The organism is Pedobacter nutrimenti (assembly GCF_003208655.1).
Lineage (GTDB): Bacteria > Bacteroidota > Bacteroidia > Sphingobacteriales > Sphingobacteriaceae > Pedobacter > Pedobacter nutrimenti.
Map to the genome: position 1 here is coordinate 671358 of NZ_QKLU01000001.1, position 16244 is coordinate 687601.

The 16244-nt window shown below is 40.9% G+C and carries 11 protein-coding genes; 6 read left to right on the forward strand and 5 right to left on the reverse strand.

Annotation, left to right across the window (positions count from 1 at the left end; all coding sequences use genetic code 11):
- Positions 1 to 101: 101 nt before the first annotated feature.
- On the reverse strand, positions 102 to 1160 hold the full coding sequence (locus B0O44_RS02755; protein ID WP_110827155.1) for a serine hydrolase domain-containing protein: 1059 nt from the start codon (positions 1158 to 1160) through the stop codon (positions 102 to 104).
- Positions 1161 to 1464: 304 nt separating this feature from the next.
- On the opposite strand from B0O44_RS02755, the gene B0O44_RS02760 reads away from it, so the two are divergent.
- Both B0O44_RS02760 and B0O44_RS02765 read left to right on the forward strand, forming a co-directional pair.
- On the forward strand, positions 1465 to 2220 hold the full coding sequence (locus B0O44_RS02760; RefSeq protein ID WP_110827156.1) for a helix-turn-helix domain-containing protein: 756 nt from the start codon (positions 1465 to 1467) through the stop codon (positions 2218 to 2220).
- Between the two features lie 27 nt (positions 2221 to 2247).
- Complete coding sequence (locus tag B0O44_RS02765) at positions 2248 to 3405, forward strand: FAD-dependent oxidoreductase (RefSeq protein WP_245943542.1); 1158 nt, start codon at positions 2248 to 2250, stop codon at positions 3403 to 3405.
- Positions 3406 to 3471: 66 nt separating this feature from the next.
- Here B0O44_RS02765 and B0O44_RS02770 read toward each other — a convergent pair whose 3' ends face one another.
- Positions 3472 to 6909 (reverse strand): eCIS core domain-containing protein, encoded by a 3438-nt coding sequence (locus tag B0O44_RS02770; RefSeq protein WP_110827158.1) that lies wholly within the window; start codon positions 6907 to 6909, stop codon positions 3472 to 3474.
- Positions 6910 to 7074: 165 nt separating this feature from the next.
- Between B0O44_RS02770 and B0O44_RS02775 the strand changes: the two genes are divergently transcribed.
- On the forward strand, positions 7075 to 8496 hold the full coding sequence (locus tag B0O44_RS02775; RefSeq protein WP_110827159.1) for an aminotransferase-like domain-containing protein: 1422 nt from the start codon (positions 7075 to 7077) through the stop codon (positions 8494 to 8496).
- A 128-nt stretch (positions 8497 to 8624) separates the two neighbouring features.
- Complete coding sequence (locus B0O44_RS02780) at positions 8625 to 9923, forward strand: M20 metallopeptidase family protein (RefSeq protein WP_245943544.1); 1299 nt, start codon at positions 8625 to 8627, stop codon at positions 9921 to 9923.
- Between the two features lie 121 nt (positions 9924 to 10044).
- Here the strand turns inward: B0O44_RS02780 and katG are convergent, their stop codons facing one another.
- From katG to B0O44_RS02795, 3 genes are all read right to left on the reverse strand, one after another.
- Complete coding sequence (gene katG / locus B0O44_RS02785; RefSeq protein WP_110827161.1) at positions 10045 to 12321, reverse strand: catalase/peroxidase HPI; 2277 nt, start codon at positions 12319 to 12321, stop codon at positions 10045 to 10047.
- A 152-nt stretch (positions 12322 to 12473) separates the two neighbouring features.
- A complete protein-coding gene (locus tag B0O44_RS02790; RefSeq protein ID WP_110827528.1) occupies positions 12474 to 12893 on the reverse strand; it encodes a DUF6326 family protein in 420 nt (139 codons plus the stop codon).
- Between the two features lie 73 nt (positions 12894 to 12966).
- A complete protein-coding gene (locus tag B0O44_RS02795) occupies positions 12967 to 14313 on the reverse strand; it encodes a DUF2268 domain-containing putative Zn-dependent protease (RefSeq protein ID WP_110827162.1) in 1347 nt (448 codons plus the stop codon).
- 176 nt (positions 14314 to 14489) lie between these two features.
- On the opposite strand from B0O44_RS02795, the gene B0O44_RS02800 reads away from it, so the two are divergent.
- Both B0O44_RS02800 and B0O44_RS02805 read left to right on the forward strand, forming a co-directional pair.
- Positions 14490 to 15038: an RNA polymerase sigma-70 factor gene (locus B0O44_RS02800; protein ID WP_146229756.1), complete on the forward strand. Its 549-nt coding sequence runs from the start codon at positions 14490 to 14492 to the stop codon at positions 15036 to 15038.
- Between the two features lie 136 nt (positions 15039 to 15174).
- A complete protein-coding gene (locus B0O44_RS02805; protein ID WP_110827164.1) occupies positions 15175 to 16167 on the forward strand; it encodes a FecR family protein in 993 nt (330 codons plus the stop codon).
- The last annotated feature ends 77 nt before the right edge of the window (positions 16168 to 16244 follow it).

Genomic DNA, 16244 nt, shown 5'->3' on the forward strand with positions numbered 1-16244 from the left:
AAATGTTTATTCCAGCGGAATCAACAAAAGCCTCAATTTACATTGAAGCTTTTGTTGCTAAGAACTATTAAAGAATTTGATTTGTCCCTCCCCTTGTCCGTCTATTTCAATACGGTCTCATAAACTGCAGTCAACAAGTTTTGTCTCATTTTAGAATTTCTTTGGTTTAGAAGTATGATTACACCCCAATTTTTTTCCCTGTTATAAAATATAATTGAAGACTGTCCCATAGAATCTCCTGATTTCAAATAAATCGTGTTTTTATCATCAGCTACAATGTTTGTCCCTAAGCCCATTTCTCTGTTTTTATCTTTGTAGAAGGTTTTTTCGGTCAGGATGGCTGCTTTTCCAATTGCAGTTTTTTTATCTAAAACCGCTTTTAAAAAGGTAATCATGTCAGAAGTATTGGATTTTATCAATCCGGCAGGTGCTGTAACATTCCAGTTGAAAAATTCCTGCGTACCACCATTTGGATTATGGCCTGCTGTCCTGTTTTGTACATTAAAATCTTTTGTTAGCGTATTTGTCATCTTTAATGGTGTTATGATTTTTTTTCTTATAATTTCATCATAACTTTTGTTATACAGTTTTTCCAAGATCTGTCCCAGTAAGGTATACCCAATTGTAGAATAACGATACTTGCCATAATCTTTTAGCTCAGTACAATTATTAATTATAGTGATCAATGTTTCTTCATTGACTCCGGTTAAAGGTTGTTGCGGATTTTGTTCTATTAATTTTCCAAAATCTATGTCTGGCAAACCAGATTGATGAGATGCCAGGTCTGAAATTTTTATTTTATTCTTAAGGTTTTCATTTAAAACGTAACCCTTTGGCAGGAAACCGTCGATATAATCATCAAGTTTAATCCTATGCTCTGCAACCGCTTGGGCGATTAAATTTGAAGTTAAAATTTTAGTAATCGATGCGATTTCAAATATGGAATTTTTGTTAATTGCCATTCCAGTGTCTGCATTTAACTGACCATAGGCCGTATAATATGCTTCATTGTTATTGATAAAACCAACACTGATGCCCACCTCTGGATTTTTTTTATAGTTATCCTTTATAATGGAATCAATTTTTTTGGTAAAGGTTTGTCCAAAAGAAAAATTGCTTATTAATAATAGCCCTGCTAAAAGTTTTAATGACGTTTTCATTGTATCGTATTTTAGGTTAAAAATTATTTCGATACAAATATGTGGAAGAGGGTAACGCCATGCGACCGAGTAAAAACACTCGTACTCATTTGTTTTAAAAAATGGGTACGAGTATTTAAAAGTACGCGTACGAATAATTACAAACAGCTACATTACACGTGTTTACAATAAGATACAGATGCATTTATGGTATATTTTTGGTCTGATGTAATTGTTAAACTTTAGTCTTAAATTTGAGTTGAGGTTTTAAATCCTTGTTAAAGGCTAAAATCAATACTCTTGGGAAGCACTTTAAGGCAGACAGATGGACCAAAATTTAACCTACAAAATTATAGAACCCGGCAAACCGCTCTCGGACTTCGTAGATAGCTTTTGGTTTCTGTGCAATCAGAGCGATCGGGATATAGAAACAACAGGACTCCCAGATGGTCGCATTGATTTATCCCTGGCCAAATCGGCAGCGGCCCCTTTCCGTATTGTGCTCCTTGGTTTAAATACGAAATATGATCAGGCTGTTATACCAGCGCATACCCGCATGTTTGTCATTAGTTTTAAATTGCTTGCGGTAGAATATATTTTTCATGAAACCATTTCAGACATCCTGGATTATGGTAAAACTTTCTCCTCCGATTTTTGGGGCTTTTCGGAAAACGACCTGCAGCATTTTGAGTCTTTTGTGCAAAAGGCTACCCAAAAAATTGAATCACTTTTACCTAAAGAAATTGATAAACGCAAACAAAAACTATTTGAATTGATTTACACTTCAAAAGGCGCTGCGACGGTCAAAGAACTTTCCGAAAAGGTTTTTTGGAGCAGCCGTCAAATTAACCGTTATTTCAATCAGCAGTTTGGTCTTTCCTTAAAAACCTATTGTAACATTCTACGTTTTCGGGCTTCTCTGGAACACATTGCACAAGGAAAACTTTTTCCTGAAGAACACTTTTTCGACCAGACACATTTCATTAAGGAGATAAAAAAATTTACTGGTGTGGTACCTAAAGAGTTATCCAAAAATAAAAACGACCGATTTATACTATTATCCTCCCTCACTTCAAAATAATTTTGCATCATAAGTTTAAAACAGAAAATGATGTTACTACAAAATAAAAAAGTCGCCATTGTTGGCGGTGGAATGAGCGGGTTAACACTGGCCCGCCTTCTGCAAATGCAAAATATTGAAGTTAATGTATACGAAAGAGACGTAAACCGGGATGTCCGTGTTCAGGGATCTACCCTCGATTTACACGAAGGTTCGGGCCTGGAGGCGATGAAACGTGCCGGTTTGACTGAGGAGTTTTACGCCCACCATCGTCCAGTTGCATCAAAAATGCGTATCGTAGACGGGGCCCTGAACATAAAATTTGATGATCATGACCACGTAAAAACAATTACAGAAGACCGTCCGGAAATTGACCGTGCCCCACTGAGGGATATCCTGCTAAACTCCCTGCAACCAGGAACAGTAGTATGGGACAGTCATTTTGTTTCTATGGAAGAACAAAATGAAGGCTGGATTTTAAATTTTAATAATGGCAGTACTGCATATGCAGATATCGTGGTTGCCGCTGATGGCGCCAATTCTAAAATTCGTCCTTACCTTAGCGATACCAAAGCAATCTATTCGGGTATTACATTAATTGAGGGCAATATTTATGATGCTAAAAATAACGCCCCAAACCTTTTCGAATTTACCAAGGGAGGCAAAGTAATGGCCTTTGAACGGGAGCATTTTATAGGATATGGTACAAAAGGCGATGGCTCTATGATGTTTGTGGCGAGTTTTAAAGCACCCGAACAATGGACAGTAGAAAACGGTATTGATTTCAGGAACAAAGAACAGGTTTACAACTGGTTCAAAAAAGAATTTGACAGCTGGAGTGAGCAATGGCATGAATTCTTTTCAGGTGATGAAGTCAATTACATCCTGCGCCCACAATACTATTTTCCACTTGACCAAAGCTGGGAAAGCCGGCAAAACCTCACGATGATTGGCGATGCCGCCCATCGTATGCCGCCATTTGCAGGTGAAGGCGCAAATGTAGCCATGCAGGATGCCTTCGAACTGGCCGCATGTTTAACTGGCAATCAATTTTCCGACCTGAAAACGGCCATTTCCCATTTTGAAAAAGAAATGATTACAAGGGCGGCAGAAGCTACACAAGAAAGTGTAGAAAATGGCGAAAAGATGCACTCCAAGCTGGCATTGGAACAAATGCTTGGTTTTTTTATGCAAGTAAAAGAATAACACTAAAAAGGAAGTCGTTTACAGGTCGCAAATGACTTCCTTTTTTAATTCTTGGGAAACCCATTTCTATTCCGTTTTTTTAAGAGACTGGCCGACATTTAAAGTGCCTTCTTTGATTTGGGTCAGTTTAGGCCCCTCACGATATAGCTTTTCGAGCTGCCCGTTCAAATCAGCTAAGCCCAGGTTCAGTTGATCTTCATTGAGCGCATCCAATACCCGCTCTACATCTACCAGTACTAACAATACTTCCCTGTAATTTGTCTGAAGTGCATTCACAATTTTTTCAAGATCCGTTATTTTCTTTTCGATTTCGGCAATATCCGATCTGTTGCGCAACGACCCCAGGAACACCCTCTTCAAATCGTGCCGGTTGCCTTTCATTTCAGCGAGTTCCCTGGAATACATATCCAGCTGTTTGTATACCTCCTCATCCTTATGCTTATAATCCTCTATCACACTTTTCACCAAGGCCTTGCGCATTTCTGAACTTCCCACAACAGCAACTTTCGCCGATAAAAGTACCTGCCGTAACTCGGCCTGGTCTGTAATGGCTTTGTCCTTATAATTGGGATCATTGAGTTTGTTTTCATCAAAACCTCCTTCAGGACTTGGTGTCTCCCATTTTTCTCCATCCCAGGTCACATCCCCTTTCATCAGGTATTTACCTAATGTCCATTGCTTAAATTCGCGTTCATACAAGACCTTCTGGTACACGTGTAGTGCTTTTGCCTTAATTTGTATACCCAGGGCAGCGGTAATCACAGGGCCAATTTCGTACGATATTTTAATCGGATCTCCCGGAACAGTTTTAATGCTGGTATTGATAAATTGTAACCCGCCTTTAATGGAAAAATCGTTCTTGAATTCGCCCTTCCCCCTGGCAAACAGTCCTGCGGAAATTGCCATCAGCAACTGGCTGCCTACCTGTACACCCGCCGATAAAGTCGCAGATACACTTGCGTTCAGCCCTGCTTTACCTTTAGCATGCCATGGTGGTTGTTCTTTATGGGGTTTACTTAATTCTCCTTTTAATATGGCTTCTATAGATGCGGCAACATCGATATCCACAAAGGCCTCCAAACCTGGCATAATGGGAATGGGCAAAGACAATACAGGAATTTTGGTTTCGTGCTTAAACTGACCATCAAGTGATCCTTTTTTATTCTTAAAATCAAGCTCTGTTTTTACGCCCATCATAGACAACGAAATACTCGCTACACTTGGTTTACCCATTTTTATAAAGGGCGCAGTTCCCATAATCCTGAGCTCCGGTACAGTAAAGGAACCCTCAGGAGTCACTTTCAGCATATCCGCCCAGGTGAAATCACCTGCACTTGTACTTTTCTCCATCAAACCAGCTTCTTTGGTCGGCTCTTCGTTTGATTTTTTATAACTCAAGGTGGCCTCATCAGCATGCAGCTGCTTAATGCTACTTTTAAACTCCGGATTAATCACATCCAGGCCAAGCTTACCGTATTTCAAACTCAAAGAACTCGCCGATATCTTAAATTCTCCTTTTTTACCTGCTGCCTTATTATATTCCATTTTCAACTGCTCTGTTTGGAAAAGCAGGTCAGCTATGGTTATTTTAGGTGTACCTGAGAATGCGAGATCCAATGCACCTCCTTTTGCAACTTTTCCACTGAAGGCAGGGTTATCCAGAAAAAACACCCCATCAATAATCTGGAACTGGCCCAATGCTGCAATACTCAGATCAGCCTTGCTAAACTTTCCATTTTTATCCATTACCAAACCCATGCCCACGGGAAATTCACGACCTAACGCATTTACTTTCCCATTGGCCTCCCAGGCAACCCCTTCCTCTTTGCTCCACTGGCCCCCTATGGAGGCAATTTCTACCGTACCGTTCGCTATTGAAATGTCTTTAACCGCTATACCAAGGCTCTGCAACCCTTTGTCGGTAACCACCAGATTACTTACCACCACTGAACCTATTTTAAAAACATTGGCCAGTTCTCCGTTAATGGTTAGCTGCGCTAAAGGGATATTCAAATAAACACCCCCATTCCAGGGAAGAATTACCTCATTTCCACTCTTGGCCTGTAAATCTTTGTCAAATAAATGGATACTGAAATTAAAAGGAACTGATAATCCGCCTGGACTGGCGGTCTGCAGCTCTTTCGTTTTTTTCCCTTTCTGTACTTTTGGTTTGCCCAATTGCATTTTAAGAATGCTCGTATCCATGGTAAACAATGTGTCCATTTTGGGTTGCGGGCTTTCTTCTTTAACCGGGCCAGTACTGCTAACCGTTTCTGCTCCTGATGATGCGCCTGAAGATGAAGGAGAAGCCCTCCATTTGTTAAACAGAAATGAGGCAGGACTGCTGGTCAGTCCTTTAAACCACTCCATCAGAAGGGTCATGGAAGCCATCGGGTCCGAAACAAAAACAGTATCTATAATCCATTCTGCATTATCGGGGGACAGCTTTGGCTCCATCCAGGCCAAAAACTTACGCATCCCCTTACCCATCGCAAAAACAATAAGATTCTGAACAGGTTCAGGTAATAATTTAAAGATTCTGTAAAGCCCTTGCAAACCAGTATAGACCGGTGATGCATAAGCCATTACCTGACTAATGAACTCACCGGAGAGTTTCGAATAGGCCCAGGAAATCCAACCATCTGCAGCCGGTTTACCAACGGAGTAATCAAATGCTTTAAGGGCTATGATAATTACATCCTCCCATTCCAGTTTTCTGACCTGGCTGCGCAATATTTTAAGCAGCATGTCGGTACTCATATCACCGGTTTCTTCTCCTGAAATCACTGCTGCAACAAAACCATTTGGCTGGATGACCAGTTTTCCGCTATACAACTGTACAGTTCCACCTGCGCCATAAGCACCGGACCAGCCAGCCGAAGGTATATCAGTCCTATGGCTGTCCATCTTCTGTAATGCCCTTTCGCCCATTACATCTGCTTCCCGCTCCAGATGCAGATCATTGTTAATCAGGTCGTTTTTCATTTGCAGGGTTGGTTGTACCCTTCCTTGTTTTTGTTGTACAACGTGCCATGCCTCATGGGGAAGGTATTTTTCCTGTCCGGGGCCAAGGTGTATATCCGTACCTTTAGCATATGCAAGCGCCTGTAATTCTGAAGGTTTAGATGAATTATAATGAACTTTCACTTCATCCATACCTATACCTGAAAGCTGCTCGATTCCTTTTTTTAAGTGGCCTGGTAAACCCGTACTGTTCTGTTCTTTTTGCAAAGGTGCAGGTCTTTTTATTGGAGGGCCTTGTGTAGCTTTTTCTTTTCGCTGAGTGGTTTTATCCCCTACATAATTGTCTGCTAATGCCTGATAAGTCCTCAGCTGCTGTACAGCAGGGCTCTGGTTCATCGCTTCCTTTAATTTCCTTTGCGTAATGGCTTCCGGTCTGTCATCTGTAAAGGTAGCTGCAGCTCCTTCCCTGCTACTTTTCTGAACAGCAACAGGTTCTTTATTGGGTTTATTCTGCTGGATTTTGTCCGAATGTACACTCATTGTGAAATAACAATTGCGTAACAATTTACAATTAAATTTCTAATTAAATCTATTCCTTTACCATTAATGAAACTCATCTACTTTTTGCATCAGTTTTATGTACCATATTAAATTGCCTAGATTTGGCATACAGGTACAATTTTTGTAAAAATTATCAGTACAGATATGAGGACATATAAATTTGAGGTGTTTACTGCGGTCATTGAAAAACAAATCCGGGAAGGTATTTTAAAACCCGGTCAGAAACTGCCCTCTATCCGTGAGTTGAAAGATCAATATCAAACCAGCATTAGCACCATACAAAATGGTTATGAGCACCTGGTTATTCGCGGACTGGTAGAAAGTATTCCAAAATCAGGTTATTATGTTCGCAGCAGACCAGACATCGCAGCCCCTCAGGTAAAAACAAAAAAACTACCGGTGGTAAGAGATGCCATTTTCAAACATCATCTTGGGTTAACTACTTCACTGAGGTCCGGGCAGAAGTTTTCTGAATTTAATGTAACCGCTCCCGGAGACCTGTTGATACCACAAAAATTGCTACTCAGAACCATGCAGCAGGTGATCAGGGCGCAGGGTGCAAATTTATTGCGGTATTACCCCCCCGGCGGTTCCATAGAACTAAAGGACCAGATCATTAAACGGGCCGTGGCTTACCAGACCATTATTGATCCCGCAGAACTCCTGATTACCGATGGCGCTTTACAGGCCCTTTACATTGCTTTAGCTTCTGTTTGTAATGCAGGTGATGTTATAGCACTGGAAAGTCCTTGCGTTTTTTCGGTACTGGAAGTAATAAAAGTGCTGCAACTAAAAGTAATTGAAATTCCTGTTGATCTCCGGACTGGCTTTGATGTCGATTTTTTGAAAAAGGCTTGTCAAAACAATACCATTAAAGCAGTCGTTATCACACCAAATTTCCATAACCCAACAGGTTTGTCGTTAAACGACGATCAAAAACAAAATTTACTTGTTGTTGCCCGTCACTACCACATCCCCATTATTGAAAACGACATTTATGGGGATCTGAACTTCAGCGGGCTAAGGCCTTCAACGATAAAAAGCTTGGATGACAGCGGACTGGTGCTCTCCTATTCTTCTTACGCAAAGACACTGGCTCCCGGATTACGCCTGGGCTGGTTAGCTGCAGGAAAATTTACGCAGCGTGCCGAACAGATAAAATTTGCAATGGGGAGTACGGTTTCACCGGTATATCAGGAAACCATAACCCGTTTATTGTCAACTAGCAGCTATGACCGGCATGTCCGGGCTTTTAGAATGCAGCTAGCCAGAAATGCCTACTTAGCCATCAGCTTATTAGCGGAATACTTTCCAGAAAAAACGGTTATAGCAACACCTTCAGGAGGTTATAACCTTTGGGTAAAATTGCCTGATACTACTGATGTGCCACATTTTTACCAACAGTGCGAAAAAATTGGCATAAGGTTTACCCCGGGATATACCTTTTCATTTTCAGGCGCTTTTGACAAACATTTCAGGTTGGTCTTTGCAGATAAATTCTCAGCAAAAAAAATTGAAGCCATTAAACTTGCCGGACAGCAATTGGAACAACATCTGCACAGATAGATTGGCATCATAACAAGGCTTTAGTTCAATCTTTTCCTTTGGATGTCAATGATTTGTGCAGGTTTGCAACCGCCCGGCTCGTTCGTATGTCTAATTGTTGCCAGTCTAAATCAATTGGCTTATATATTATGAACAAATCTGCATTGACATTCATGTGTTTTATACTTTTCATTTTAACCTCATTTGCGCAGGGACTGAAGCCACAAAAATCAACAAACAGCTTAATTCACGAATCTATTAAACTTGAAACGGATCATATCTTTAACAAACTGATTAAAATAAGACGGAGTTTTCATGAAAACCCCGAACTCGCAGGTAAAGAAATAAATACGCAAAAAATTATACAACAATATTTAGTGGATTTGGGTCTTGAAGTAGATACAACCATTTATGGGCATAGTGTGGTTGGTATTCTAAAAGGTAAAAAAAAAGGGAAAAAGATTGCCTGGAGGTCTGATATGGATGCCCTGCTACAGAATTACCCAGATCCTGTAGCTTTTAAATCCCAAAATAAAGGCATTCAGCATGGCTGTGGACACGATGTCCATATGACAATTGGTTTGGGAATAGCCGAAGTTCTTGCAAAACATAAAGCATCTTTAAAAGGAACGGTCTATTTTATATTTCAGCCTGAAGAAGAAACTTTTATCGGGGCAAAAGGTATGATTAATGACGGCCTATTTTCCAAAATAAAGCCCGAAGAAATCTATGCACTACATGTAAGTGCGCTTCCCGTTGGGCAAATCATGGTCAAGCCCAATGAAGTGTTTGCCTATCAAAAAAGGATAAGGATTCAATTAAAAAATGGTTTATCAAAAGAACAAAGTAAAGAATTGACAAAAAAAATCCAAACTTCTTTATCCCGTTTAAATCCAGGCAGTAAACCCTGGGAAATACAACATATGATTGACCCAAAAATTGGGCTAAGCAATCCCAACACCATTTATAAAGATTACCTGTTCACTGACAACAATTTTAGCACTTATACTAAAAATGATATTCTTTTCCTTGAAACCTATATGTACGAGACCAAACTGGCCAATTTAGGAGACATCATTCCTAAAGTTAAACAGCTGATCGAAAATAATGGTTACCAAAACCAGTTGCTTTCTGTTTCATTTGTGCAGGAAAACCCAACAGTAGTCAATAATGAAAAATTAACAGACCTAACCATAAAGGCGCTTAAAAATATTTACGGAAATGATGTGATCACTACAGACAATGGTCAGGTTCCTTATTTTAATGATGACTTTAGTTATTTTCAACAAAAAGTCCCTGGTGTTTATTTTTTTCTGGGAGGCTCCAATATGGAGAAAGGTATTATTGCAATGAATCACTCCCCTAATTTCCAGGTCGATGAGGAAAGCATCCGGACGGGGGTCAAATGCTTTTCATCTTTAATTGTGGAACGCCTGAATAAAAATTAGAATGTCCACTGGCTAAAGAGAAGATTAAAACACTATAATCAGCTGTAATTCAAAAACCCTACAAAAAAGGACACTGCCTAGCAGTGTCCTTTCTGATCAAATTCGCCTAATGAGGGTTCAATCAGGCGAGGTCAAACCGGTCCAGATTCATCACTTTATTCCAGGCCGCAATAAAATCTTTAACAAATTTATCCTGCGCATCCGCACTTCCATACACCTCGGCAATAGCCCTTAACTCCGAATTAGAACCAAAAACCAGATCAGCCCGGCTTCCCCTCCATTTTACTTCATTGGTTTTTCGGTCACTGCCTTCATAAAGTTCCTTATCTTCAGAAGCTGCCTTCCATGCAATGTTCATATCCAATAGATTGACAAAAAAATCGTTGCTCAGTAAACCCGGACGTTTGGTAAAAACACCAATATCCGAACCATCAAAATTTACGTTTAATGTCCGCATACCTCCAACCAGAACGGTCAATTCAGGAGCAGTTAGGGTAAGCAAATTCGCCTTATCTATAAGTAGTTCTTCGGTAGATACAGGCAATTTTGACTGCCGGTAGTTACGAAAGCCATCGGCAAGAGGTTCCAGATAACCCACTGATTCCACATCTGTTTGCTCCTGACTGGCATCCATACGGCCAGGTGTAAATGGCACCTGAACAGCATGTCCTGCATCCTTCGCCGCTTTTTCGACACCCGCACAACCAGCCAATACAATCAAATCGGCCAGAGAAACTTTTTTATCCCCGGTTTGGCTAGAATTGAAGGAGTGCTGAATATTTTCCAATACATCTAAGGTCTTTTGTAATTGTGCCGGTTGATTTACTTTCCAGTATTTTTGAGGTGCCAGACGAATGCGGGCACCATTTGCACCACCACGTTTATCAGATCCTCGGAAAGTGGCAGCCGATGCCCATGCCACAGACACCAGTTCAGTGGTACCCAAACCAGCATTCAATATTTGTGCTTTTAAAGTGGCAACCTCATTTTCGCTAATCAATGCATGGTCAACAGTTGGTATGGGATCCTGCCACAGCAATTCTTCCTGAGGAACGTCCGGACCAAGGTAACGGGCCCGCGGCCCCATGTCCCGATGGGTTAATTTAAACCATGCGCGCGCAAAGGCATCGGCAAATTCATCAGGGTTTTCCAAAAAGCGTCTGGAAATTTTTTCATAGGCCGGATCAAACCTTAAAGAAAGATCTGTTGTCAGCATAGTAGGTAAATGTTTCTTTGAACCATCAAAGGCATCCGGAATAATTGACTCTGCATTTTTGGCCACCCATTGGTGTGCCCCTGCCGGACTTTTGGAAAGCTGCCATTCAAATCCAAAAAGGTTCTCGAAGAAATTATTGCTCCATTGAGTAGGCGTTGTCGTCCAGATCACTTCAAGCCCGCTGGTAATCGCATCGGCACCCTTACCCGAACCATAACTGTTGCTCCAGCCCAAGCCTTGCTGTTCCAGACCTGCGGCCTCGGGTTCTTTACCCACATGGCTTGCCGGAGCAGCGCCATGGGTTTTGCCAAAGCTGTGTCCCCCTGCAATCAGCGCCACGGTTTCTTCATCATTCATCGCCATGCGGCCAAAAGTGTCGCGAATGTCCCTGGCTGCGGCTATTGGATCCGGGTTCCCATCGGGACCTTCCGGATTTACATATATAAGCCCCATCTGTACTGCTCCAAGCGGTTTTTCCAGATTGCGGGAATGGACATCACCATCAGCATCATCATCCGACACCAGTACCCCGTGCTCTTTTGCTGCACCTTCTGAACCGTGCGCATAACGTAAGTCGCCACCAAGCCAGGTCCTTTCCGAACCCCAATACACGTCCTCACCCGGTTCCCAAGCATCTTCCCTTCCGCCGGCAAAGCCAAATGTTTTAAAGCCCATAGATTCCAACGCAATGTTACCGGTCAGGATCAGCAAATCCGCCCAGGAAATTTTCCTGCCATATTTTTGTTTAATAGGCCAGAGCAATCTTCGGGCTTTATCTAAACTCACATTGTCCGGCCAGCTGTTTAAAGGAGCAAAACGCTGTAGCCCCTGTCCGGCGCCACCACGGCCATCACCAACCCGATAAGTACCTGCGCTGTGCCATGCCATACGGATAAAAAGCGGACCATAATGTCCAAAATCCGCTGGCCACCAGTCCTGCGAATCGGTCATCAAGGCATGAAGATCTTTTTTAACCGCCTCCAGATCAAGGCTTTTAAAAGCTTCAGTATAATTAAAATCTTTACCCATTGGGTCTGACAGTGCGGAGTGCTGGCGCAGGATATTTAATTTCAATTGGTTAGGCCACCAATCGCGGTTCCTGGTCCCACCACCGCCAACATTGTGTTTCATACTGCCGTTATGAAACGGGCATTTACTGATGTCATTTGATTCTTTTTCCATTTTGATCACTTTATGTATTAAATGAACACTTTACTATAGCTGGTGTTTCTATATAAAGTTATGGTATTAAGAAAAATAATCACAATCAATTAATTCTATATTTCAATAGCTAAAACCTATTGGAAATAACCGGAAAATTCTATAAAAACTTCTTATCGCTCCTTTGGCCAAATCCAGGCATATCTGACAATCAACAAGGTAATTACACATTCTACAAAAGCCAGAAAAATATAAAAAAGCATCCATTTATCATAGGATGATACCCCCACTAGCACCATAATCAGCGTATAAAAGATTCCAAAAATGATATTCAGAACGCGGTTTAAAACCGGCCGGAGGAGAATCGAAGAAACAACCATTAAAGCAGGAACGGCCAGCATAAGAGCGGCCAGAAAGAGCTTAAAAGGTGTGTTTAATAAATTATCCCCGCTGATCAGTCCTTCTACTTTTTTAGGAACATACAATTCAAAATAATCACCATAAAGGTAGCATAAGGTTACGGCGACCCATAAAAGGGCAAGCCTGATTTTTGGATTAATTTCAGTGTTCTGGTATTGCTGCGCCTGCTTCATAGAATTAAATTTAATCATTCAAATGGTAAAGACGAAAAACTGACAATTAGGGTTGCACGGTGTAAAACAAATATTATTTACCTGTCGCAACCTGAAATTTAAGATCATACTTACTTTTATCGAGAAATAGTAAAGGGTTGTCCATTTCGATCATTTCTACTAAGGCCCTTTGTTTATCTGCAGCTTGTTCATAATAAGAACTTGCAATTTTATAACCGATAAAATAACCCAAATCACCTGGCCGCTCCTTACTGGCAGTACTGTTGTAAAGCCAATTGCTGGTTTTACCAGAGCAAAGTTCATTCTTTAATTCTTCCCATAATATTTTTTCATTCTGCTGACCATAAACCCTGGACCTTGTCATTCTAAGAGGAAGCGACAGGTTTTTCTCTGCTATAAATTCTGCAACCCCCTCCTTAATCACCTTCTCTAATAAAGGACAGGAACAAGCCTGCTTACTTTTTTCTTTTTGCTGAAGGTGAACAAGTTCATGGGCTACCGTTTCTTCCAGTTTAGTCTTTACTTCCTCCAAACTATTGGTCAACAGGATATCCGATTTAAGGTTTGGGTTTACAATTTCACTGAGATCTGCGGTCTTATAAGCCACCTGCATTTCTGATCCGATCAATACAAAATTGGAGGAGATGGTACCCGGGCTGAGCATGGGGCCTATAACAAATGCAACTTTGAACGCTTTTAGATCCGGATATATGGCTTTAAATCTTTGAGTGATCCCATCTATGGAACCGCTCAGCTGGTAAACCACCAAAGAATTTTGTCTTATTGAACTATAATATTTTTTATACTTCCCGATTCTTTTCACAAACATTTCGGCCGAAAAATCCCTGGCCCGGGCAAACTCTTTCAGTCCATTGGTACCTCTGTCCAGGTATAAAGTCTGTACAATACGAACACTGTCTTGAAAAGTTTTACACTGACTCAATTGGTCAAATGCCTCCCAGAAATGTTTTACATCCAGTACCTGAACACTTTTATTATTTTCTATCCGTAAACTGTCCTGAATGATCTTCCTTCGGCTAAGCTGTTTTTTTGTATATTCTGATATCGACACATTGATTACGCCTTCTGGAAAAACCTTCTGGTCAAATGCCTGAACCTTTATCTGGTACTCACCATCTTGTTTTGCAATAAAATCTATCTTATCATATCCCGAATCCTCGTCTGCCAAATCAGTGCGCTGTTCTACTTTACCATCTGGCCCCAGTAAAATAACCTCCACATCAATTTTATGCTGAAAAACAGTAATTAAATAAGAATTGTTTTTCTTTAAGTTGACTTTAAAACGGATGTCTTTGTCACCAGTATAGCTAATATTTTCATATTTCCTGTTGACTTCAATGTTCTGCGCATTGCTTAATGCTGGGAGTATAATAAGTAAAAAGTAGAATTTAAATTTCATCTGTATGGAATTTTATTTGTCAAATGACACCCAAAAAGGCCTTATGTTGCATCCATCACCTTTGTGGTTTATTTAAAATTACCTGAAATGGCGGCCTGCAGCTGTCTTTTATTTTTTTCAGAAATTTATTTAGATCAATTCCATATAATGCTTAGCTTTGGGCAAAAAATACACCAGTGTCCGACAAAGCTCATTTCAATACAGACGATAAGAACTCCATCCAGCATATGGATGGCGCTGATTTTGAGCAACTCTACAAACGTTACTGGAAAAAGGTATTCAGCATTATTTACCATTACATTACGGACAAAGAAATTTCTGCTGAAATTACCCAGGACCTGTTTGCCTCCATCTGGGAACGCAGAAAAGTGCTCACTCTTCAAACTGGTATAGAGCAATACCTGCTGCGCGCGGCCAAACTTCAGGCCTTTGACTATCTCAGGACCAGTACACGGCAAAGCCAGTTGATGGAATGCGCCCTTACAGACTACTGCGATTCTCATAATTGTACAGAAGAAAAAGTTGCCTACAATGAACTTCACGGAAAACTCAGTGATCTGATTGACCAGCTTCCGTGCCGCTGCAGAGAGGTTTACCGCCTTAGTCAGCAGGAAGGTTTCAACAATAAAACCATCGCCTCTGCCCTGTTGATTTCAGAAAAAACTGTAGAATATCATTTGTACAAAGCCATGACCTTTATCAGAACAAACCTGAAAACATCTTAATTCAGCAAAAAATAATTCACTTACGGTCAGATCGTTACAAATAAATTCAATTTTTCATCTAACAGCGCCTAGGAAAAAGTCAGACCAATACAACTTTATTGATAGAAGGCGTTCTCCCGCGCAGAAGGAAAAACCTATGAAAATCAATAAAGAAATCATTCAACGTTATCATCTTGGCCTGTGCAGCCCCAATGAAATTGCAGCTGTTGAAGACTGGCTCAACTCTGATCAGGCAGATATGACATTTCTGCAGGAGCCGGAATTAAAGCAACTGGAAAAAACAGGTTGGGAAGAACTTTCCTCCCGTTTTAACCTGCAGTCTAGCCCACAGATTCAAGAGCCATTAATTCATACAAAAAAACGATTGTTCCCTTTCAACTGGCAAATCGCTGCAAGTATTATTGTTTTGCTCACCACAGGTGTTTATTTTCTGTTCCATTTTAAAGCAGAAAACGACAGTACCAAAGGAAGCCCCTTACTGGCCTACAAAGAAATCAGTACCAAAAAAGGAGAAAAACTACAGGTTATTTTAGAAGATGGTACACAGGTCTGGATGAATTCAGAAAGTACCTTGCGTTTCCCAAAACAGTTTACCCTTAACCAGCGGATGGTCAGCTTTAGTGGAGAAGCTTATTTTAAAGTGGCCAAAAACCCGGAAAAACCTTTTATCATCAATTCAAAACGAACTAAAGTCCAGGTTTTAGGTACAAGGTTTAACCTTAGGGATTATGCTTCAGAAACTTCAAGTGCTGTGGTCGTTGAAGAAGGCAAAGTGCGTTTTTCAGGGTTGAAGGGCCCGGAACATCTGATCCTAACGGCCAACCAGAAAGGAACCTATGCTGAAAGTGTGAAGCCGCGGCTTAGCATACAAAGCGTGTACAGCACAACCAAATACATCAACTGGAAGGATAACAAACTCGTTCTGGATAACCTGCTACTTAAGGAAATTGTGCCCGTACTGGAAAGATGGTATGGAATTGAACTCAAAGTAGCCAGTCCCGGACTCACTAACAAGCGATATACCGGGAGTTTTGAAAATCCAACCGTTCATCAAGTCATCCAAAGCATAACCTTTGCCCTAAAATCCCGATACCAGCAACAGGGTAATACATGGATCATTAGAAATTAAAAAGAAAAACCCGGGTTCGGTCGCCAAACTTCATCCCGGGCCATCATCAATCAATACATTAATTAATTAACAACAAA